General features: G+C 51.5%; 1 rRNA gene. It reads right to left on the bottom strand.

The annotated features are described in order from the left end of the window. A 23S ribosomal RNA gene (locus tag GTP41_RS28180) occupies positions 1 to 307 on the bottom strand; the annotation flags it as partial.

Here is a 307-nt window from a genome sequence, read left to right as displayed (position 1 = left end):
TCCTTCTCCCGAGTTCTCTCAAGCGCCTTAGAATACTCATCTCGCCCACCTGTGTCGGTTTGCGGTACGGTCTCGTATGACTGAAGCTTAGAGGCTTTTCTTGGAACCACTTCCGATTGCTTCGTGAACAAGTTCACTCGTCCCAGTCCCTTGAATTACGTGCCCGGATTTGCCTAAGCACCTTCTATGAACCAGAAACTGACTATTCCAACAGTCAGACAACCTTCCGCGATCCGTCCCCCCATCGCATCATACGACGGTGCAGGAATATTAACCTGCTTCCCATCAGCTACGCATCTCTGCCTCG

Origin of the sequence: Pseudoduganella guangdongensis, from assembly GCF_009857475.1 — a bacterium.
In the GTDB taxonomy this organism is placed as follows: domain Bacteria; phylum Pseudomonadota; class Gammaproteobacteria; order Burkholderiales; family Burkholderiaceae_D; genus Rugamonas; species Rugamonas guangdongensis.
Note: the sequence above shows the minus strand (reverse complement) of the source record. Positions and strands in the feature narration are given on the sequence as shown.